A 19,917-nucleotide genomic window follows, 5' to 3' on the forward strand; every position below is an offset into this window, starting at 1 on the left:
ATTGTCAATCATTTTCTATCAAAATCTTTCAAAAAAATATAAAACAGCTATTTACTAGCTGTTTTTCTAATCAATTCTTTCACCATCTCCATCTCTTCTGGTCGGCCAATGGTCATGCGGATATAACCTGCTAGGATGCCGTCAGAATAGTATTTAAAATCAAACTGATTGGCAAGCGCCTCATGGTAAAACTGCTCTGCTCCTGGAAAAGTAAAGGTGACAAAATTAGTCTGACTTGGCAGACAATGACATTGCGCAAGACCATTCAAAAAGGCTTGACAGTCTTGTTTGGTCTCATTGATATCCTTGATAACTGCGGCTACATTTGCTTGATAATCAAGGGCGGCTGATCCGATTTTCGCAACGACATTCGAGACGCTAAAAGGGGGAATAGCCTTGTCCAACTCATAAATCAACCGCTCACACGCGACTGCAAATCCTAGTCTCAATCCTGCTAGGCCAAAGGCTTTTGAAAGGGTCCGAAGAACGATGAGATTGTCGTAGGTCTCAACAGACTGGACAAAACTTGGGGAATCTGAAAATTCAATATAGGCTTCGTCTAGGATGACTAAACCGTCAAATCCCTGCACAATCTTTTCTATCTCCTGTTTGTCAAAAGCAACGGAAGAGGGATTGTTGGGATTGGAGAGCATGATTACCTTGGCCTTTACTTGCTGGGCATAGTCCAAGAACTTTTCAGCCGACAAGTGCAGGCTTCCTTCTTTCCACTCCAAGGGATAGGCCTCGAAATGAGAATCATGGAGTTGATTGTAGAACTGATACATGAAAAAGTCTGGATCCACCGTCAAAAAGACATCTTCTTTTTCCAGAAATGTGGTCACAATCATGTGAATGAGAAAGTCAGACCCCACTCCTGCCGTCATCTTTTTAGCATCCACCCCAATATAGGCAGCGTATTTCTCCATCACCTCACGGTAGCAATTATCACCATAGTACATCAAATCGCTGACGTGAATCGTGTCTTTCAGACCTTGCAACAATTCGGTCCAATCGATAAAACGGTTCTCATTATTTGCCAAATCGTAGGTCGCAATTCGCTCCAGCTTATAGGGTTCCCAACTCTCTAATTCTCTTCTAAACTCAACCATCTATTTCATCCCTTCTGTCATTTGTTATAATTATACTTATTATTTTGTATAATTATACACTATTATATCACAGAATGAATAAAAATCAATCCCCCATGGAAAAAACTTGGGAATAGACAGATAGGGCAGGCTAATTTCAAGTAGAAAAGGCTGGAACCTGTGTCCACCCTCATACTTACTTTTTATTCACTTACGGGTACTTCTGCCATCGTTTCCAATGAAATTGTGACGTTCCGACCCGATTTAGTGACTAGAGATACGGTCTTTTGTTCAGGCTGATAGCTAAAATTCTCTATCGATACCCTGTATTTCAGAACAATCGCTACTAGCTTGTTCTCAAAATCATCTGCATTCATACCAAATTCCTTGGCCAGTTTTATCATAGCAAGTTTATACTCGTCCACTTCTTCTGGCGCTTCAGAGGTATTGTCCTCCTCTTCTGTCTCTGATGTCGCAGGTTTCTCCTCTGGGGCTTCCTCTAACACCTTACCATGGTCGCTAGCGCTGCCAAATCCATCGTCAGATTGCGGACGGTCTTCAGGGTGTAGCACATAGTATTTGACAGTCGCAAGGAATTGCTCCAAGGTATAGCCTTCTGGCGCTTCAAAATCTCCATTATCAAACCAAGAAAGTGGAATATTGTGGTAATGGTCATAGTGAGGAATAATCATCTGTCCATTTCTAAAATCTACCACATAGGCTGAATGATAGGGCATTTTCTCTACAGGAATGAGCTTTTCTGCCGTTACCCGATTGTAAATATCGATCGCTTTTTCACCTGTCGTTGGACTTGCTGGTTCTTCTTTTTTATCTGCTAAACCAGCTTCTGCGACATAGCGGCGCGCTTCTTCCTGCTCTTTTTCAGACAAATCTGTCTTTGGAATATAGTGGCTGTGGTCCATGTGCGGTGCTAGATAGCCTTCTCCCTCATCACTGATAATATCTTTCGCATCAAAGATATAGCCGTCTGATGTTGTATACATACCTGCTCGTTTTGCCACTTGGAGTTCTTGAGCGGTATATTTAATCTGTGAATTTGGTTTTCCGACCCTTTCTGGATATTGAACGCTCGCAATTTCTGCAAGAATGGCCCGCGTTAGCCTTACTTTGTCAGTCGGCTCTCCATTTAATTCCTTAATCAATTGATTGAGGCCATCATAGGCTGTTTTTTCGGCTTTTGATACCTCTAAAACACGCGCAGCTGATGAGATTAACTGATAAGCAGCTTGGTAAAACTCTTGATAGGCAGGACTGACATCTTTTTTAGGTGCTAACAAGCTAGCTTGCCCTGTGGTTGGTCCTGTGCTAGGTGGCTTAGGTTGGTCAGAGATGGGTTTCTCTGGTGTTGTTGAATGCGGTGGTTGAACAGGTTTCGTAGGTTTGGTTGGCTTGGTCGGTGTAGCAGGTTTTTGAGGACTTGCAATCCCTACCCCCTTGGGATCGGTTAGACCTGGGAAGGTACGACCAATTGGAATCATCTTAGCAATCTTCTGTTCAAGAGCAGATAGCTTGCTATAGGGAATAAAATGATAGTGATTTCCATGAGGAACAACTACACCCCGATCGGTACGATTGGTAATCTGTACAGGATCAAATACCAAACCATCTTCTTCCACATAGCGCTGGCTCAAAGGAAGAGCATACAATTCCTTCAACAACCGAACAATTTCTTCTTCAACGGGCTGAACTGGCTGCGCAATCGGCGTAGCTGGACCACTTGGCCGGTCTGGCTGTTTTGGAGTTGGACGCGCTGGGTTTGCTGGCTGCCCTACTGGAGAATGAGGAACCTGACTGACATGGATTGGTGCATTTGGTCTTGGAGTAGCTTTAGGAGCATTCCCATTCGCTTGGTTCCGACGATTCCAATAAGCCTGAGCAGCACGCAATTCATCTGGCGACAAATCACTCTTTGGAATATAATGGAAATGATTGCCGTGCGGCACAATATAGGCATCGCCCGTATCCTCAACAATATCACTCGGATGAAAGACATAGCCATCATCGGTCGTATAACGTCCCTGTTGTTTTGCAGTAGCGACTGCTCCTGTCACTGGTCGATTGGCTTTATTTTGCGCTTGACGATGCTGATGTCGCTGTTGAGCAATGACATCTTTGCTTCGCACATTTGTAGGATTTTCCTTATTTTTTAGATACAGATAATAACTCCCGTTCACTTTAATGATATAACCATCTTTTACTTCGTTGACAATATCCGTCTCCTGCAATTGATAAGCTGGATCATTCATGATTAGCTCTTCACTAATGATGGCATCATACGGCACTTTCCCATTATAGTAATGGAAATGGTCTCCATGAGAGGTGACATAGCCTTGATCGGTAATTTTAATGACAATTTGTTCAGCCGAAATATTTTCTTTGGCACTCACCTGTTCAGGTGTCAATTCCTCGACTGTTGCTGGTTCTTCTTCGGCAGACGTATTAGCTTGCTGCACATAGGCAACTCGGTTGCTTGTTGTTTTTTCTGCTGCTTGATGCCGTCCTAGTTCGTAACTGCAAAGACTAAGGGCAAGCACCGCAACACTTCCAATGATATATTTTTGTTTCATTTTGTTAATTCCTTTGCTAATATGGCAATATTTTCTTCTAAATTTTCCAAATAGGACTGATCATTTTCTGGATCTGCCTCTAGGGGATTCAAGGTTTTCAATTCGACACCTGTGGATGTCACGAGGGTTTCAGCTACCTTTGAAGAGGCATTGCTTTCAACAAAAACTGTTCGTACCTTGTAACGCTTCACAAATTCCTCAATTTCAGCCAATTGCCGCGGACTTGGCTCCTGTTCTGGCGAAATCCCTGCAATCCCTAATTGCTCTAAGCCGAATCGCTTTGCCAGATAGGAAAAGGCTGTATGCTGGGTCACAAAGGTCTTTTGCCCTGCCTGTTTAAAAATTGGCTGGTATTTCTTGGTCAAGGCTTGCGCATCCCGACTAAGCCTATCCGCATTTTTTTGGTAGAGCTCCTTGTGCTCTGGATCGACATCAGATAATTGCTGGGCAATGATGTGTGCTTCTTCTGCGACTTTTTCAGGGTCGAGCCAAGTATGGGGATCGTAGAGGGTCTTTTCATCAATCCCTTCACCTGCCTCCATATCCTCTAACCCTGCTACCTTATCTAAACTCATCCCTTGTGAGGCTTCAATCACCTTGACGGTTGATTTTTGCAAATTCGGATCGAGCGTTCCCGCCCAAGATTCTAGGGTTCTGGAATGATAAACAAAGACATCTGCATCATAAATGGCCGCCACATCGTTTGCAGAAGGCTCAAAAGAATGGATGCCATTGCGCGACTGAATCATCCGTACATCATTGACTTCTCCTGCAATTTCCTTAACCATGGAATAGATCGGGTAAAAACTGGTGACAATCTTCAGCCCTTGTTCCTTTTGTCCTGTTTGCTGACCGCACCCCATCAGTCCTAGACAGACAAGGAAGCTCAACAAGGTCAAGCCAAAGATATTCTTATTCCTTTTCATGAATAACTCCTTTACTGATTATTAACTGGTTATCTATATAGGTAACAATAAAGCCAGTCAAATACTTAACCGGTTTGTAAACTAGTTAATAATATACCATTCTATTTCTTCTCTGTCAAGAATTTTATTAAAAATAGAAAAAAGGGAGTGGGACAGAAATCGATTGGCCTCACTCCTTTATTTCTAGGCTCGGGTTACAATACTCTACTTGCTTGTCCTCGCTCTCGATTTTTTAAGCTCGGGTTAAAATAATCCCCTGACTGTCCTCGCTTTCCTATTTCTAGGCTCGGGTTACAATACTCTACTTGTTTATCCTCGCTCTCGATTTTTTAATCCCCTGACTGTCCTCGCTTTCTCATTTCTAGGCTCGGGTATCAACAGTCACTTCCCTGACTGTTGATATAATCTTTGGAGCTAAAAAAGGCTGGGCATGGGCCCAGCCTCAAGAGAAACCTCACATCCTTCTACTTGCCTTTTTTCTTCATCAAGTAAAAGCTAATTCCTGCGAGCAGGGTCATACCAACGACAATCAGTCCTAGACTTGTGGTACTGTTCGTTTTTGGTAAGACTTTCTTTGTCATCGCTGGGAGAGGAGCCTGAGACGACGGGGTGTCAGCCTTTGGTTCCTTTGGAGTTTTGGGGTCTTTGGAGTCTTTTGGCTCCTTAGGCTCCCCTGGTTTCTTAGGGTCTTCCTTTGGAACATGACTATTGGTAATCAGGGTGCCATCAATCTGCGTCGTATAGCCTGGTACCGCGTCTTCCGTGACAGTATACTGGATTAACTGACCATCCTTATACTGGTCAACATCGTCAAAGCTATAGTGCCAGCCTGTAGCTTCAGATGCAGTCGCGGTTTTCCCTGTATCTACGCCATTCGCAAATAAGTGTACGGTAATACTAGTCGGGCGAATCCCATCTTGATTATTGCCGTCATTCCACACCTTAGACCCTTTGATACTGGTTTTCTGTGGTGTGTAGCTGTTAGTAATCGTATAATGTGTCCCGTCTGCTGTAATGCTTGCGCTGTATTCGGCCGTTACAATCTCTTCTACACTATAAGAAATTGCTTTTCCATTGGCGTATTTTGGAAGCTCTTTTGATGTGAATGACCACTGTCCCTTTTCATCTGGTGTGACAGTAATGCGATCCACTTCCGTTCCTTGACCATCTTTCACTACGACGACAATGTTCGTAGGACGTTTCCCATCTTGGTTATTGCCATCATCCCATACCTTTGTACCAGTTAGGCGAATCATCTCTGGCGTATGAGAATTGGTGATGACTTGACCATCTACTTTGGCAACGTAGCCGATTTCTGCCAGCATCGCCAAGGTCGCATCGTCTTCGCGGACGGAGTAGCTAATTTCTTGACCTTTTTCAAACTGTGGAAGATCGGTGAAACTACCCACCCAGATATCGGTATCTGTTTGGTCTGCAGCAGTCAAAGTCAGTGTTTTTCCTGTGATAGCGACTGGCTCACTACCTGCAACAGACTTGTACAACTGCACCGTAATTGAGCTTGGGCGCTTGCCGTCTTGGTTTCCACTATCTGCCCACTTCTTGGTTACTTGATAACTAATCTCTTTCGGCGTATAGCTATTAACGATAGTAAAATCATCAATCTTCGTAGTATAGTCTTTTACTGCCACTTCTTCGACCGTATAACGAATCACTTGGCCGTTGGCGTATTTCGGTTTGTTGGTAAAGGTGGTTGTCCAGTTGCCATCTGTAGCTGCTTGAATCGTGTGGCTATCTACCTGTTCACCATTCGCAAGAAGGTGGACGGTAATCTCATTGGGGCGTTTTCCATCTTGATTATCGCTGTCTTCCCATTTCTTTTGAACAGTCACATCTATCATTTCAGGGGAATAGCTGTTGGTTACGGTGAAACCATCGGTTTTATTTCCTGTAATCCTTGACTGATAGCCGTTCAACGAACCAACTTCTCGTATCGTGTAGGCAATCGCTTGCCCCTGATCGTCATACTTGTTCAGATTTTCAAAGTCTGCTTGCCAATCATTTTCTGCGCTTAGAGTCAATGTCTTGTCGTCCACTTCCTCACCGTTTGCAAGCAGTTGAATGGTAACAGATTCGGGACGCTTGCCATCTTGGTTGTTTGCATCTTCCCAGACTTTCCTCACGGGGATAGAGAGCTTTTCTCTGGTATTTTTGATGGTACGCACAATACCGCTAGCCGTCACTTTCACCTCGATAGGGGTGTTATCTAAGACGTAACCAAGCGGTGCTTTCGTCTCAACAATGGTAAATGTACCTGCTTTTATCTCATCCTCTGAATAGACTTTTGATTGAGCAACCCCTTGTTCGTTTGTTGTGACAGATTCGGTCCTACCAGTTGGTGTCGTAATGGCAAATGTTGCGCCACTTAAACGGTTGTTGGTCTCACTATCAACCTTGTATAGGGAAATGCGATAACCAACTTCTAATTCAATACTTCCACCAGTTGTCACCTTTGAAGGACGATCTACTCGAGCTACCAACTTCTCAGAATTTTCTTTTCGCCCCACGGCAACCGGCTGGTTATCCCCTGTCATAGAGGCTTCGTTGACAACTGTTGTGCCATCTTCCGGAGAAGTGGTCGAATACATAATCCGATAAGCAGCAGGCTTGCCATTTTTAGCCATTCTTGTCGAAGGATTTAAAATGTTAATAATCATACTCGTATAAGAGCTATTATACTCTACTGTATAATCTTTTCCAACTTCTAATTTTTGAGGGGAATCTGCTATTTGTAGCGTCCTAGAATCATAATAGCCTGCTAAAATCTCTAATGTTTCTGGAATGTATTGCATCGGTGAGGAATCAGCTGGGATTGAATCATTAATACTGATGCTCTCATAGGTTGATTGATTCGTATTGACGCGTACAGCCCATGGATGCCGATGCTCCCCGCTCTTATCAAGAATTGCTGATTGCCAAGGAGCGTAGCTAATTCCACCGCCCGCCTTAGTAAAATTCTCATTTCCAATCAAGTAGGTAAAGTCTCTGACAGGAGGTTCTATGACAGATATGGTATGGGAGAGTTTCCCCTGCGTCTCGTCCTCCCTGTAGTCTACTACATGGCGATCGAGGAGCTCTGGCACATTAAATGGTATGTAAAATTTCCCTTTTACCCCTTGGACTTGAGAGCCACCTTTCTTTTGGAAATACTCTTCTGAATTTTTAAGAGCAACCGTTACGGTAGCGCCCTTTCCAGTACCATTTGATACCGTTGTCGCAGTAGCAAATGCGAGCCCTAGTTCCTTATCTACTAGATCAAAGCTCCCATTTGGAGCGGTAATCGGCTCTGGTATCGTAAAGGTAAAGGTGTCTCCATCTCCTAATTTTCCATCATACTGTGATAGGTCAAAGCCGACCTCAAAACGATAATTGGCATTTTTAACGAGTTTCGTCGTGCCAGCAGCATCCTTTGGCATCTCTACTCCTCCGACATCCCATATACTGATATCTGTTATCGCATTGGTCAGTTCTTCGGCCTGAGCAGTTAGGGGACTGCTTCCGATCCCCAGTACCGCTAATAACATCGCTAATAGCATCATTAGCCCTTTTTTATTCTTCAAATCTTTCACCCTTTCATTATCCCCAGTCATATCGTGCAACTAGCATGGTTCTGGGGTCGTACATCTATTTCTTTTTTCGTCGCTCGGAATGTCTCCAGTAACGGCGGCTGCAGAGACTACTACAAAATACTGTTCGCCGATCTAAGACTCCCTGCACGGTGACAACTGAACGGCCACATTTTTTACAGTTAAAGGAGCGACTTTCATAAAGAGTCTTTAAGTGCTTCATCCCTCACATCCTTCTGTGTCCCTGTTTTACTTCCTCCTACTCTTCACAGTTTGAAACGCTTGATTCATCTGCGATGAATCCTTCTTATTTGTTCACTATCATCACCTGCCTAGTTTCGATTAAGAGTAGCTTGGTCATCCAGAGTTACTCTCTCATTTTTCGATATTTGATGCCCTAACAGTGCATTCCAAGCGTGTTTTCCCTCTTTCAAAAGGTAGGATTTTTGAAAATTTTATGATATAATGGTTGTAGATGACTTATAAAAATGTGTATTCCTTATTCTATCAAGTTTTCTAAGGGATAGAAAAGATAGGGATAAGCCGATATAGACTAAAAAAATATGATAAATAGTAGTCTCAAAAATCCTAGTTTTTGGAACTGTTATTTGTCATATTTTTTCTATTTTTTTCATGAGAGCTACTCTACCTTGTTTTTTAACCAGCGATAGACGGTTGATTTTGAGACCTTGAATTGATTGGCCACTTCTTGGACGGTGATTTCCTGGCGTTTCCAGCGTTTGATGATTTCTGGAAACTCTTTGGGGCAGGTTTTATTGGGTCTTCCGAATTTGATGCCTTTCTTTTTCGCCTCCACAATCCCTTCTAGCTGCCTCTTCTTGATATTTTCTCGCTCCACTTGTGCAACATAGGACAAGACCTGCAAGCAAAGATCTGAAATAAACTTCCCAGTAATCGTATCAATTTTTAGATTGGTATTGAGCAAGGGAAAGTCCAGCACGACTATATCGACCTTTTTTTCCTTGACGAGGTAGTTCCACTGCTTGATGATTTCATCGTAGTTTCGCCCCAAGCGGTCAATCGATTTAATGACGAGTTCATCTCCTGGCATCAGCACTGCGAGCATCTGTTTATAGGCTCTGCGGTTGAAATTCTTGCCCGAGGACTGATCGATATATAAATATTTCTCTTCTATTCCTTCTGACAGCATGGCCGATAATTGACGGTCAATGTTTTGGTCACGGGTGGATACTCGAATATAACCGTATTTCATCGTAATTCCTCCTTTTAGTTTTTGATGATTATCTCCATCTTATAAGAAAAACAAAAAAACATCTCAATGAGATGTCCTCATCTATCTCTTAAATCATCATCTGAATGCTCTGTTGTGCAGCATGACTCGTATCCATTTCTATCTTTATTCTGTTGAGGGTGTTGTAGCCTAGCAAGCAGGGGGGTGGGTAGGTTGTAAACAATCATCAGAATGACCAGCGACTATCCCTCTTCAACTGGCTTGCTTGTTCCTATATCATGAGATGTTTATTGAAAATTGGCGATTACTACTATGGTCACATTGCTGCCAATTTCCCATCTGTCATTCCTCATTTCTTTTACTAATATTATACTGTATTTTTCCTAAAAAAGCTATAGAAAATAAGTAAAAATATAGGAAATAATTTTCAATTCCATCACTCTAGGAAACACTTAAAAACTCATTACTGAACAGCAAAAAAAAGGCAGGAAACATTTTTCCAGCCTTTTAGTTTATTTTCTCCATCATTTCATCTGATTCTGTACAATCAGGCTGAACAAGCATCATAAAGGGGACTGTCCTGCTATGTCTTCCAACATTTTTGCTTCTTCTTCTGAAAGTTCGTAGTGTTCGAGCAAGTCTGGTCTGCGCTCAAAGGTCTTTTTCAAGCTCTCATACAAGCGCCACTTGCGGATATTTTCATGGTGGCCACTCATGAGGACATCAGGCACGACCATACCACGAAAATCATAGGGACGCGTGTATTGGGGATATTCCAACAAGCCCGATGAAAAACTGTCATCCGTGTGGCTCGCTTCCTTACCAATCACTTCTGGAATCAAGCGTACAGTCGCATCCACCATGGTCATGGCAGCCAGTTCCCCACCTGTCAGGACATAATCACCGAGCGAAATCTCATCTGTCACCAAGGTCTTGATTCGCTCATCATAGCCTTCATAATGACCACAGATGAAAATCAAGTGGTCTTCCTGCGCCAACTCCTCCGCATAGGCTTGGTCAAACCGTTTACCAGCAGGGTCTAGCAAGATGACACGAGGTGCCTCTTTTTCAATCTGATCATAAGCATCAAAAATCGGCTGCGCCCGCAAGAGCATCCCTTGACCACCCCCGTATGGCTCATCATCAACATGGCGGGATTTCTCCGCATGTTCACGAAAATTATGGTACTGAATCTCTAACAAGCCCTTCTCCCGCGCTTTCCCCACAATCGAATGCTCAAGGGGGGCAAACATTTCTGGAAAGAGGGTCAAAATATCAATCTTCATCGTCTAATCCTTCTGGAATCTCTACTTGGACCCGACCAGCTGCTACATCAACCTCAAGGACCACAGGCGGAATGTAAGGCAAGAGCAAATCCCGCTTGCCTTTGCGTTTGACCACCCAGACATCATTGGCCCCTGGCTGCAAAATCTCCTTGATGGTTCCAAGCAAGGCCTCACCTTCATAGACTTCAAGGCCGATGATTTCATGGTAGTAGAACTCTCCCTCGTCCAAATCTGCCAAGTCTTCTTCGGCTACCTTGAGGGTATAATCGCGGTATTTCTCAATATCATTGATATGATACATGCCCTTGAACTTGATAATATCAAAGTTTTTGACCTTGCGGTGACTGGCAATTTCCACATTCATGACAAACCGATCTTTGGAATCAAACAAGGCTAGCTGATTGCCCTTTTTGAAGCGTTCTTCTGCAAAATCCGTCACAGACAAGACCCGCATTTCTCCCTGCAGACCTTGGGTATTGACAATTTTTCCAACTTTAAAATAATTCATGTGCTCTCCAAACCTGTATAGTATGTTTTATTTTACCATCTTTGCCTTATTTTCTCAAGACAAGAAAAAGAGCGGACTTGCCGCTCCTTTTACTTTTCATCAATGACAAGACGAACTTTTTTGTCACTTGTTGGAACAGAATAAACAATCGTCCGAATCGCAGAAATTGTGCGTCCTTTTCTGCCGATAACGCGACCAATATCAGACTGCTCTAAGTCCAAGTGATATTCTAAAAATTCAGGTGTATCAACGATTTTTATCGTCAAGCTATCCGGCTGTGAAATCAAAGGTTTCACAATTGCAATAATCAGATTTTCTATCATGTCCATAAGTGTTCTCTCTTAATTCGTTTTATTTTGAGAATTTTGAATCGTGGAATTTTTGCATTACTCCAGCTTTTGAAAGGATGTTGCGAACAGTATCAGATGGTTGCGCACCGTTTGCCAACCATGCAAGAACGCGGTCTTCTTTCAATGTTACTTGGTTTTCAGCAACAAGTGGGTTGTAAGTTCCAACTGTTTCGATAAAACGTCCATCACGTGGTGCACGTGAATCTGCTACGTTAATACGGTAGAAAGGTTTTTTCTTAGAACCCATACGAGTTAAACGGATTTTTACTGCCATTTTCTATGAATCTCTTTTCTTTTATAATTTATCGGTGAAATAGCTATACTATTTATCACATGTTCTATTATATCAGATTTTTAAAAGGTGTCAAGAAAAAAACTTGACACCTGATGATTTTTATTGATTCCGTTTAGCAACGGACTTAATGCGTCTCTCCGCCGATGGCTTTGACATCTTCCTTATCGTGGTAGGAAACAATGGCTGCGATAGCTGCTTCGATTCCCTTGATAATGTCTGCTAGCCCCATTGAAGCAGTATTTGGCTTATCGACGACCTGCTCGGTCATAAATGGAATGTGCATGAATCCAGCTTTTAAGCCTGGGAATTTCTTATCTGCCAAGTACAAGGCTTGATACATCAAGTGGTTGCAAACAAAGGTCCCTGCGGTGTTTGATACAGAAGCTGGTAGACCTGCTGCTTTGATGGCTTCGACCATCGCCTTGATTGGCAGGGTCGTGAAGTAGGCAGCTTCTCCATCTTCCCGAATGGCAATATCGATTGGCTGATTGCCATCATTATCGGGAATGCGGGCATCGTCTTGGTTGATCGCCACCCGTTCTGGTGTTAGACCAAAGCGACCACCTGCTTGACCGATACAAAGTACGACATCTGGCTGGTAGGCAGCAATTTTTTCTTCCAATACTTGGGCGGATTTGTAAAAAACAGTCGGAACTTCTACCCAGTTGACTTGTGCACCTGCAATGCTTGCTGGCAGCTGTTTCACAGCCTCTAGGGCTGGATTGACGGGTTCACCGCCAAAAGGATCAAAACCTGTTACGAGAATTTTCATGGGGATACTCCTTTTCTCTTTTTCTAAAACGAATGGTTCAGAGGATTAAAACGCCAAGACATACATTAGTACAATATGGACGACAATCATGATGAGGGCAACCGGCGCCTGCACTTTGATAACGCCATTCTTATCTTTCATATCGAGCAGGGCTGCCGGCAAGGCGTTAAAGTTGGCTGCCATAGGGGTCAACAAGGTACCACAGTAACCTGCTGTCATGGCAAAGGCACTGGCAATAATCGGATCAGCTCCCAAAGCAAAGACGAATGGCACGCCGACACCTGCTGTAATCACGGTAAAGGCTGCAAAGGCATTTCCCATAATCATGGTGAAAACCACCATTCCAAGGACATAGGCCACAACACCAAAGAATCGACTACCATCTGGCACAAAACCACTGATGAGGTCCGAAATGACCGTTCCCACACCTGCTAGGGTAAAGATGGCACCCAAGGCTGCGAGCAGCTGAGGCAGAATACTGCTGGTTGAGGTCAATTGGATCATGCGGTTATTTTCTGCCAACAATTCTTTCGGCTTAGCACGAGTCACTAGGACAATAACAATCGTCGCGATAAGGGCTCCAATTCCAACGGAAACTGAACTTAGTTTCGGATAGAATCTTGCAACCAAAAAGGCAACTACAGCTAGTGTAATTACTGGAACAAAGATGGCAAAACCGAGTTTTTGAGACGACTCTTCTGCTTTTTCTTCATTCAGAGTTGGGAGCTTGCCGATTTTTACCTGCTTCAAGAGGGTTAGCATCGCAAGGACAACCACTAAGATTCCTGTAACAAGAGGGGGAATGTAGCTACCGCCGACAAAAATAACTCCCAAGATTCCCCAAAACAAGCCTGTTCCAATGCGTGCTTCGTTACTGTCGTCTTTGAAGGCACAGTAGGCTGTATGGAGCAATTGCAAGCCCATGACCACATAGGCAATTTCTAATAAGGTTGGTACAAGTGTTTCCATCATCTCCTCCTATTTCTGATGCTTTCTTTGCAATTTCTTATCAAACAAGTAGTTGGAGATTAGAACAACCACCAAGGCAACTCCTGCGATAATCAGCGAGGTAAGAGCAAGTCCTGCATTGTTTTCTTCGTAACCTAGGGAGGTCAAGGTGCCACTAATCAGCAAGATTCCTGCTGCACCTGAAAAGGTATTTTGACCAAAGAAGTTACCGAAGTTTTCGCTGGCTGCTGCACGGCCTTTTAATTCTTCAATCTCATCGTCTGACAAATCATCGTATTTCGCCTGTGCTGCTGCCTGTCCCATCGGCTCAACCAAGGGACGAACAAACTGCGGATGTCCCCCTAAGCGGATGGAAAAGAGACCGCAAATCAAACGAAGCAAGACATAGAGGCTGTAAAAAGCGCCTGCTGTTAGAGACTTGATAGACTTCATCATCCGAATCGCGCGGTGGCGCAAGCCGTATTTTTCAGCCAATCCAACCAAAGGAAGTGTCAACAAGAAAATCGTTACCACACGTTGAGAGGTGAAATTTTCTCCCAAAACGGTGAGAAACTCAATCAATGACATTCCTGACACAAGGGCAGTTACAAGACCTGCCACAACAACTGTCGCAATCGCATCAAATTTTAAGACAAAGCCGAAAACAATGATGACAATTCCGATTAATTTAATCCATTCCATAATGAATCTCCTTTCTTATATATTATTATACCCTTTTTTCCAAATAATTGAAATTTCCTTACCTGCTTTCCTAGTTCTTGCTTAAAATGCCATAATGGAATTTCTGATTGGGACGTACTAGGCGCGTAAAACCGAGGTCTTCAAAAATCCTATCTCTGAAATGGGCCTTGAGAATAATCTTTTCTCTGGCTACTCGCTTGGCTTCTTCCAAAAGTTCTTCTGTTAAGCGTGACGGATTGGCAAGTCCTGCAAGACCTGATAAGTTCTGTGATTCACGAATCGTTTCAGAAAACATGGGGTCAAAATAAAGCACGTTAAAGGACTGACTGGGTTGCTGGCGTAAAAAGGAGAGGCTATCCATTTCGACGACCTTAATCGAGCGCATGGCGGAGTTGACTGCCTCATTTCCCGTATCCAACTCCTGCAACCCCCGGCTGACAATAAAGGCAATCAGGCGAGACGATTCGACCGCAGTCACCTGATGACCTGCGCTTGCCATGACGATGCTGTCAGAAGCTAATCCCATCGTGCAGTCACAAATCGTCTTGGGTCCTTCTCCGATTATCTCTAGCAAGGGGTCCCGCCCAGATTTGATGCGTAAAAGGGCTGTATCTGGGTGGAAAAAGAGGCGCTCGCCTCCTACTTGCTCAAAGACCAGTTTATCCTGATAGAGGACCAAGACATGACCGTAGCGCTCTTGTAATTTCTTGACTGCATCTTTCCTGCGCTCCACATAGGGCACACCAAAAGATTGGGCAAGAGCTTTTGCACGCGCTACTAGTTCTTCATTCATACCGAGACTTGTTGTAACAATCCATTTCATACTGCTAGTATAGCAAAAAAGATGATTTCTGTCGAAATCATCTTGTATCGTTGGTTATTCAGTATCCATACTTCCCTTTTTGATTGTTTTTTAGGTAGTGCGGACGCAAGCAGCCTTCTTCACGAAATGCTCACTTTTGAGCCTAAATCTCAAAAGTGACGTTCTTAGCAACAGAAAAATAGTTATTGCTAAGAATTCCACTACGGCGAAACAACCAGCTTTAGGCTCACTTCGTTCGCTTCCTCTATCAATCCAGTAGATACCAACACAGTTGATGAGCGGACACAACTAGTCACTGACCAAGAAACAATAGCTGTTGGCTCATCCTAAATCGCATTTGTCGTAAAGCTGCGGCTTTCGAGCACTTGTAGCATGGCATCTGCTGTATCAAGGGCTGTAAAGAGCGGTGTGCCTGTTTCAATAGCAGAGCTCCGAATGATTTGTCCGTCTCCTTCTGCCACACGTTTGGTTCCGACCGTATTGATAATGGCCTGAACCTGTCCCTTACGGACAAGGCTAGGAATATCATTGTCTTCTCCTTCGCCCAGTTTATTGACAGCGATGGATTCGACCCCATTTTCCCTGAAGAATGCGCTCGTACCTTCTGTGGCAAAGATACCATAGCCAATCGCTTCAAAGCGTTTTGCAAGACCGAGTGCTTCTTCTTTCGTCTCATCAGCGATGGTAAAGACGACATTTCCATATTCTTCCAAGTGGAAATGACTGGCTTCAAAGGCCTTGTAGAGGGCTTTTTCAAGGGTTGTATCTGTTCCCATGACCTCACCAGTCGATTTCATTTCAGGACCTAATAGGCTATCGACTTTTGCGAGCTTGGTAAAGGAGAAGACAGGGGCTTTCACGTGAACATTGGCGGACTCTGGATACAAGCCATCAGCATAGCCCAAGTCTTCCAAGGTTTGACCCAAGATGAGCTTGGTTGCCACCTGCGCCATTGGGACATCGGTTACTTTCGACAAGAATGGCACGGTACGGCTGGCACGCGGATTGACCTCGATAACATAGACTGTTTCGTCCTTGATGACAAATTGAATATTCATCATTCCGATACAGTTGAGCCCAATCGCCAAACGCTTGGTATAGTCGGCAATCGTCGCTTGAATATCTGCGGATAAGGTCTGCGGAGGATATACCGCCATCGAGTCTCCAGAGTGGACACCTGCACGTTCGATATGCTCCATAATCCCCGGAATGAGGACATCTTTACCATCAGAAATGGCATCCACCTCGCACTCCCGTCCGACAATGTAAGAATCGACAAGAACAGGGTGTTCAGGGCTTGCTTTCACAGCTGTCCGCATGTAGCTGCGTAAATCCGTCTCATTTTCAACGATTTCCATAGCGCGGCCACCAAGGACATAGGACGGACGCACCAGAACAGGAAAGCCAATCTTGCGGGCTGCTGCTACGGCTTCTTCCTCGTTGGTCGCGGTTTGCCCCGGTGGTTGTGGAATCCCAAGGTCTTTCAAGGCCTTTTCAAACAAATCACGGTCTTCTGCACGGTCCAAGTCTGCTACTTGGGTACCGATAATCCGCACACCTGCCTTGGACAATGGCTCTGCCAAGTTAATCGCAGTCTGTCCACCGAACTGGACAATGACACCGATCGGCTGCTCTAACTCTATCACGTTCATGACATCTTCAAACGTTAGAGGCTCAAAATAGAGCTTGTCTGACACAGAGAAATCAGTCGATACTGTCTCTGGATTTGAGTTCATGATAATGGCTTCATAGCCTGCTGCCTGAATGGCTTTCACCGAATGAACTGTCGCATAGTCAAACTCGACCCCTTGACCAATCCGAATCGGACCTGACCCCAAGACGAGGACGGATTCTCTCTCTGAACGAATGGACTCATTTTCCCACTCATAGGTCGAGTAGAAATAGGGTGTTGCACTTTCAAATTCAGCCGCACAGGTATCGACCATCTTATAAACTGGAACAATCCCCTGTTCCAAACGGAACTGGCGGACTTGCTCTGGGCTTTGCTGCCACAATTCGGCAATCTTGCGGTCTGCAAATCCATTTTGCTTGGCCGTTTTCAGAACATCTGCATTTCCGACATTGGTTGCTAATACTGCTTCTAGCTCGATGATATGGAGCAGTTTATCCAAGAAAAAGACATCAATTTTGGTCAGATTGGCAATTTCTTCAACGGTAAAGCCGCGGCGCAGTGCTTCAGAAACATAGAAGAGACGGTCATCTTGTGCCTTAACAATCTTTTCAATCAGCACATCATCGGTCACCTCTACCAATTCTTTCATTTCGTTGTGGTAGACACCGATTTCAAGCGAACGGCAGGCTTTCAAGAGACTTTCTTCAATGGTGCGCCCAATCGCCATGACCTCACCAGTTGCCTTCATCTGGGTCCCCAAACGGCGCTCACCCTTTTCAAATTTATCAAATGGGAAACGTGGGATTTTGGCGACCACATAATCCAACGCAGGCTCAAACATGGCATAGGTAGAGCCTGTCACAGGGTTTATCATCTCATCTAAGGTCAAGCCAACCGCAATCTTGGCAGCGAGTTTGGCAATCGGGTACCCTGTCGCTTTTGAAGCAAGGGCAGATGAGCGAGACACACGCGGATTGACCTCGATGACATAGTATTTGAAGCTATGTGGATCAAGGGCCAACTGGACATTACAGCCCCCTTCAATCTTAAGAGCACGGATAATGCTCAAGCTGGCATCGCGCAGCATTTGGTTTTCAATGTCTGATAGGGTTTGAGTGGGGGCAAATACGATGGAATCTCCCGTATGAATCCCCACAGGGTCAAAGTTTTCCATGTTACACACGACAAGGGCATTGTCTGCACTATCGCGCATCACTTCGTATTCGATTTCCTTAAAACCTGCAATCGACCGCTCAATCAAACACTGGGTCACAGGAGACAATTTCAAACCGTTTTCCGCAATTTCACGGAGTTCTTCTTCATTGGCACACATACCGCCACCTGTTCCCCCGAGGGTAAAGGCAGGACGGACAATGACTGGATAGCCGATAGTGCTAGCAAAGGCGATGGCTTCTTCGACGGTATTGACAATCTCCGATTCAGGGATTGGTTGCCCCAAATCTTCCATCAATTGCTTGAACAAATCACGGTCTTCTGCTTGGTCAATGGCCGACAATTTAGTACCGAGGAGTTCCACTCCTAGCTCGTCCAAGATGCCTGCTTTGGACAATTCCATGGCCATATTCAGCCCTGTCTGACCACCGAGCGTTGGCAAAAGGGCATCGGGTCTTTCTTTTCGTAAAATCCGAGACACAAATTCAAAAGTAATCGGCTCAATGTAGACCTTGTCTGCAATTTCCTTATCCGTCATAATCGTCGCTGGATTTGAATTGACCAAGACAACGCTATAGCCTTCTTCCTTCAAAGCAAGACAAGCCTGCGTCCCCGCATAATCAAACTCAGCCGCCTGACCAATAATAATCGGACCAGACCCAATCACCATAATCTTCTTAATATCACTACGTTTTGGCATAATGTATGATACAAACGCCGTCAAGCGAGACAAAGGAAAATAGGAAAGTCGGCGCAGACGCATGAGCGTCTAGACGAACTTTATCTTTTTACGTAGTCTCGTAGGCGTGTTCGATTCAGCAACTTCAGTCGTTTCTAACGCAATTTGCTAAGTCGAACCTGTATCTTCTCCTTTCTATTCGTCAGCTCTCTGGCTGCCATTAAATATGTTATTTCTTACCTGTCTCTGCTTGAAAGGCATCGATCAATTCCATGAAATCATCAAATAAGTAGCTGGCATCATGTGGTCCAGGTGCCGCATCTGGGTGGAATTGAACAGAAAAGGCTGGTTGATAACGGTGGCGAACACCTTCGACCGATTTGTCGTTGATTTCTTCATGGGTAATCATCAGACAGTCTGGCAAGTCCTCACGAGACACCGCAAAGCCGTGGTTTTGGGAGGTGAAATCGACACGCCCCGTTGCAATTTCCCGCACGGCATGGTTAAAGCCACGGTGACCAAATTTCATCTTGTAGGTGCTTGCTCCATTGGCCTTGGCCAACAACTGATGTCCCATACAGATTCCAAAAATCGGGATTTTCCCTTGAATGCCACGAATCATCTCCAAGGCTTCTGGTACATCATCTGGATCACCAGGGCCGTTCGATAGCATGACACCGTCTGGAGAGAGGTTCAAAATCTCCTCAGCGGTCGTATCAAATGGCACTACGGTAATGTTGCAGTCCCGCTTTGACAATTCCCGCAAAATCGAATGTTTGAGACCAAAGTCCACCAAGACGATATTGCGTCCAATTCCTGGTGCAGGATAGGCTGTTTTGGTTGAAACTTGTGCGATATTATTGGTTGGCAATACCGTTGCTCGCAATTGATCGGACAGGTGCTCGACCGAGTCCCCCTTGTCTGCCAAGGTCGCTCTCATGGTTCCATGCTGACGGATAATCTTGGTGAGCGCACGCGTGTCAATCCCTGCAATTCCCGGAATTTTCTTGGCTTTTAAAAACTCATCCAAGGTCAATTGATTGCGCCAGTTGCTAGCACGCCGTGCCCATTCACGAACGACAACCCCCTTACAGGTCGGAGTAATAGACTCATAATCGTCCCGATTGACCCCGTAATTTCCCACCAAGGGATAGGTGAACGTCAAAATCTGCCCGTTGTAGGACTGGTCTGTAATGGACTCTTGGTAGCCTGTCATCCCTGTATTAAAGACAATCTCTCCCGTCACATCAATATCTGCTCCGAAGGCTTCGCCCTCGAAAATCGTTCCATCTTCTAAAATTAACAATCTTGTTGCCATCGTTTTCCTCCTCGTCTGCTCTCTCTGGAGC

General features: G+C 44.5%; 15 protein-coding genes. All 15 read right to left on the reverse strand.

The genetic code is table 11. The features are described from left to right. Nucleotides 1-47: 47 nt before the first annotated feature. The 15 genes from BU202_RS04930 to BU202_RS05000 all read right to left on the reverse strand — a co-directional run bounded on the left by BU202_RS04930 (nucleotide 48) and on the right by BU202_RS05000 (nucleotide 19,886). Nucleotides 48-1,109: an aminotransferase class I/II-fold pyridoxal phosphate-dependent enzyme gene (locus tag BU202_RS04930; RefSeq protein WP_075104692.1), complete on the reverse strand. Its 1,062-nt coding sequence runs from the start codon at nucleotides 1,107-1,109 to the stop codon at nucleotides 48-50. A 182-nt stretch (nucleotides 1,110-1,291) separates the two neighbouring features. Further along, nucleotides 1,292-3,676, reverse strand: a complete 2,385-nt coding sequence (locus BU202_RS04935; RefSeq protein ID WP_075104693.1) for a pneumococcal-type histidine triad protein — start codon at nucleotides 3,674-3,676, stop codon at nucleotides 1,292-1,294. Then, nucleotides 3,673-4,539, reverse strand: a complete 867-nt coding sequence (locus BU202_RS04940) for a metal ABC transporter solute-binding protein, Zn/Mn family (RefSeq protein WP_425274622.1) — start codon at nucleotides 4,537-4,539, stop codon at nucleotides 3,673-3,675. The genes BU202_RS04935 and BU202_RS04940 overlap by 4 nt, the downstream gene beginning before the upstream one ends. A gap of 527 nt (nucleotides 4,540-5,066) precedes the next feature. Then, nucleotides 5,067-8,180 carry a Cna B-type domain-containing protein gene (locus tag BU202_RS04945; RefSeq protein ID WP_244149021.1) on the reverse strand — a complete coding sequence of 1,038 codons (3,114 nt, stop codon included), beginning with the start codon at nucleotides 8,178-8,180 and terminating at the stop codon, nucleotides 5,067-5,069. Between the two features lie 646 nt (nucleotides 8,181-8,826). Next, complete coding sequence (locus tag BU202_RS04950) at nucleotides 8,827-9,420, reverse strand: recombinase family protein (RefSeq protein ID WP_075104696.1); 594 nt, start codon at nucleotides 9,418-9,420, stop codon at nucleotides 8,827-8,829. A 542-nt stretch (nucleotides 9,421-9,962) separates the two neighbouring features. Next, nucleotides 9,963-10,685, reverse strand: a complete 723-nt coding sequence (gene trmD / locus BU202_RS04955) for a tRNA (guanosine(37)-N1)-methyltransferase TrmD (RefSeq protein ID WP_075104697.1) — start codon at nucleotides 10,683-10,685, stop codon at nucleotides 9,963-9,965. After that, nucleotides 10,675-11,193, reverse strand: coding sequence for a ribosome maturation factor RimM (gene rimM, locus BU202_RS04960; RefSeq protein ID WP_075104698.1), 519 nt, complete (start codon nucleotides 11,191-11,193; stop codon nucleotides 10,675-10,677). Before rimM ends, trmD begins: the two co-directional genes overlap by 11 nt. A gap of 89 nt (nucleotides 11,194-11,282) precedes the next feature. Continuing rightward, nucleotides 11,283-11,522: a KH domain-containing protein gene (locus tag BU202_RS04965; RefSeq protein ID WP_067089824.1), complete on the reverse strand. Its 240-nt coding sequence runs from the start codon at nucleotides 11,520-11,522 to the stop codon at nucleotides 11,283-11,285. A 22-nt stretch (nucleotides 11,523-11,544) separates the two neighbouring features. After that, nucleotides 11,545-11,817 (reverse strand): 30S ribosomal protein S16, encoded by a 273-nt coding sequence (gene rpsP, locus BU202_RS04970; RefSeq protein WP_075104699.1) that lies wholly within the window; start codon nucleotides 11,815-11,817, stop codon nucleotides 11,545-11,547. A gap of 145 nt (nucleotides 11,818-11,962) precedes the next feature. Beyond that, entirely contained in the window at nucleotides 11,963-12,610 is a 648-nt protein-coding gene (pcp, locus tag BU202_RS04975) for a pyroglutamyl-peptidase I (RefSeq protein ID WP_075104700.1), read from the reverse strand. 45 nt (nucleotides 12,611-12,655) lie between these two features. After that, nucleotides 12,656-13,579: a DUF979 domain-containing protein gene (locus tag BU202_RS04980; RefSeq protein ID WP_075104701.1), complete on the reverse strand. Its 924-nt coding sequence runs from the start codon at nucleotides 13,577-13,579 to the stop codon at nucleotides 12,656-12,658. Nucleotides 13,580-13,588: 9 nt separating this feature from the next. Further along, on the reverse strand, nucleotides 13,589-14,260 hold the full coding sequence (locus tag BU202_RS04985) for a DUF969 domain-containing protein (protein WP_075104702.1): 672 nt from the start codon (nucleotides 14,258-14,260) through the stop codon (nucleotides 13,589-13,591). Between the two features lie 70 nt (nucleotides 14,261-14,330). After that, nucleotides 14,331-15,083: a class I SAM-dependent methyltransferase gene (locus BU202_RS04990; protein WP_075104703.1), complete on the reverse strand. Its 753-nt coding sequence runs from the start codon at nucleotides 15,081-15,083 to the stop codon at nucleotides 14,331-14,333. Nucleotides 15,084-15,409: 326 nt separating this feature from the next. Then, the gene (carB, locus tag BU202_RS04995) at nucleotides 15,410-18,589 is read right to left on the reverse strand and encodes a carbamoyl-phosphate synthase large subunit (RefSeq protein WP_075104888.1); all 3,180 of its coding nucleotides are present in this window, start codon (nucleotides 18,587-18,589) and stop codon (nucleotides 15,410-15,412) included. 208 nt (nucleotides 18,590-18,797) lie between these two features. Then, nucleotides 18,798-19,886 (reverse strand): carbamoyl phosphate synthase small subunit, encoded by a 1,089-nt coding sequence (locus tag BU202_RS05000; protein WP_075104704.1) that lies wholly within the window; start codon nucleotides 19,884-19,886, stop codon nucleotides 18,798-18,800. Nucleotides 19,887-19,917 lie beyond the last annotated feature (31 nt).

Source organism: Streptococcus cuniculi, from assembly GCF_001921845.1.
GTDB lineage: Bacteria > Bacillota > Bacilli > Lactobacillales > Streptococcaceae > Streptococcus > Streptococcus cuniculi.

Excerpts from the sequence above, each read along its gene's own strand:
- BU202_RS04930 (WP_075104692.1), bottom strand. The coding sequence starts at position 1,109 with ATGGTTGAGTTTAGAAGAGAATTAGAGAGTTGGGAACCCTATAAGCTG.
- BU202_RS04935 (WP_075104693.1), bottom strand. The coding sequence starts at position 3,676 with ATGAAACAAAAATATATCATTGGAAGTGTTGCGGTGCTTGCCCTTAGT.
- BU202_RS04940 (WP_425274622.1), bottom strand. The coding sequence starts at position 4,539 with ATGGGGTGCGGTCAGCAAACAGGACAAAAGGAACAAGGGCTGAAGATT.
- BU202_RS04950 (WP_075104696.1), bottom strand. The coding sequence starts at position 9,420 with ATGAAATACGGTTATATTCGAGTATCCACCCGTGACCAAAACATTGAC.
- trmD (WP_075104697.1), bottom strand. The coding sequence starts at position 10,685 with ATGAAGATTGATATTTTGACCCTCTTTCCAGAAATGTTTGCCCCCCTT.
- rimM (WP_075104698.1), bottom strand. The coding sequence starts at position 11,193 with ATGAATTATTTTAAAGTTGGAAAAATTGTCAATACCCAAGGTCTGCAG.
- BU202_RS04965 (WP_067089824.1), bottom strand. The coding sequence starts at position 11,522 with ATGGACATGATAGAAAATCTGATTATTGCAATTGTGAAACCTTTGATT.
- rpsP (WP_075104699.1), bottom strand. The coding sequence starts at position 11,817 with ATGGCAGTAAAAATCCGTTTAACTCGTATGGGTTCTAAGAAAAAACCT.
- pcp (WP_075104700.1), bottom strand. The coding sequence starts at position 12,610 with ATGAAAATTCTCGTAACAGGTTTTGATCCTTTTGGCGGTGAACCCGTC.
- BU202_RS04980 (WP_075104701.1), bottom strand. The coding sequence starts at position 13,579 with ATGGAAACACTTGTACCAACCTTATTAGAAATTGCCTATGTGGTCATG.
- BU202_RS04985 (WP_075104702.1), bottom strand. The coding sequence starts at position 14,260 with ATGGAATGGATTAAATTAATCGGAATTGTCATCATTGTTTTCGGCTTT.
- BU202_RS04990 (WP_075104703.1), bottom strand. The coding sequence starts at position 15,083 with ATGAAATGGATTGTTACAACAAGTCTCGGTATGAATGAAGAACTAGTA.
- carB (WP_075104888.1), bottom strand. The coding sequence starts at position 18,589 with ATGCCAAAACGTAGTGATATTAAGAAGATTATGGTGATTGGGTCTGGT.
- BU202_RS05000 (WP_075104704.1), bottom strand. The coding sequence starts at position 19,886 with ATGGCAACAAGATTGTTAATTTTAGAAGATGGAACGATTTTCGAGGGC.